The organism is Streptomyces sp. NPDC002838, from assembly GCF_040295365.1.
GTDB lineage: Bacteria > Actinomycetota > Actinomycetes > Streptomycetales > Streptomycetaceae > Streptomyces.
In genome coordinates this window covers 1-1419 of the sequence record NZ_JBEOVF010000154.1, presented here as the reverse complement: position 1 = coordinate 1419, position 1419 = coordinate 1, and the positions used below count along the sequence as shown (strand labels likewise).

1 protein-coding gene is annotated in these 1419 nt (G+C 35.9%); it reads right to left on the bottom strand.

Annotated features, from left to right (window positions below):
* Window positions 1-63: 63 nt before the first annotated feature.
* Window positions 64-1175 (bottom strand): IS3-like element IS981 family transposase gene (locus ABT063_RS52030; RefSeq protein ID WP_088792927.1). Its coding sequence is split into 2 segments (ribosomal slippage): window positions 64-959 and window positions 959-1175, totalling 1113 coding nucleotides; the frame shifts between segments, so codons are not numbered across the junction.
* Window positions 1176-1419 lie beyond the last annotated feature (244 nt).

Genomic DNA, 1419 nt, shown 5'->3' with positions numbered 1-1419 from the left:
ACCCGGTGGTCACTCCAAAGAGTGACCACGCGACCGGGCCCGACGACAAGAAATATATTTATTTTAAGCACTTACCTTTTCAAATTGATTAGGTGTAAGATACCCTAAACTTTGATGGATTCGTTTTGAATTATAAAAGGCTTCGATGTACCAGAAAATACTCTGATAGGCTTCTTCAAAGTTCTTATATTTAAATTGATACACCCACTCTCTTTTTAAATGTCCATGCCAAGATTCAAGACTGGCATTATGATAAGGGTATCCCCTTCGACTGAAAGAGTGAGTCATCCCATAATACTTAAGCAACTCTTCATACTCTAGACTCGTATACTGGCTTCCTTGGTCAGAATGAAGAATAACAGCTTCTGGATAGTCTTGTGATTTAATGGCCTTATTTAAAGTTCTTTGCACTAATTCTACAGTCATTCGCTTGCCCAAATCCCAAGCAATGACTTTTTTAGTATAACGATCCATAATGGTTGAGAGATAAGCCCATCCTTGTTGAGTAGGAATATAAGTAATGTCGGTTGACCAAACCTTATTTTTCTTTGTAGGTTCAGTCTGTATGAGATTTTTTCGATTGATGTGATCACTTAGTGAGTATCCAGGCTTAAATTTCTTAATGACTACAGACTTGAGTTGAAGTTGCTTCATTAGCTTCTGTACCAGTTTTAACCCGACTTTTTCCCCTTGTTTAAGTAGAAGATGATGAATTTTAGGAGCACCATAGATTCCTCGGTTAGCATTGAAGAGTTGAGAAATTTTGAGTGACAGGTATTGTCTCCTTAATTGAGTTTTAGATGGATGTCGGTTAATCCGTTCATAATAACTTGATTCAGGAACATCAAGGAGTTGACAGCTTAGTCTGACATTGAGTGCTAAAGTTTGTATGGTTTGAGCCATATCCGCAGCACTCACTTCTTTTTCTCGGCGAATATGGTCAATACTTTTTTTAAGATGTCTCGTTCTTCCTTAACTTTAGCCAGTTGTCTTTTTAATTCTAGAAAATCAGCTTTAGAGACGGAGCTTTCATTAGATTTAGAGTAGAGGTCTATCCATTTATAAATTGTTGCAGGGGCCACGTCGTATTCTTTAGACAGCTGGGTGACGGATTGACCAGAATGATAGAAGGCGATAAGGGTTTCTTTAAATTCTTTTGAGTAGCGTTTTTGCATGTTTTTGTCCTTTGTCTAAATTATACAATAGTGACTCTAAGATTTAAGGATAACATCATTTAATGACATTATTGTGTACCACAAATAAGGTTAAGAACTTATATGATAACATATAGAAAAAGAATAAAAATGGAGATAATATGGATATTGAAGTTGATACTTTTGAGCAAGTTGACAGCTTTATGAAGCAACAACAGAAAAAAATAGATAGTTGGCTTCCTTTTGATAACATGCTAATTCCAAC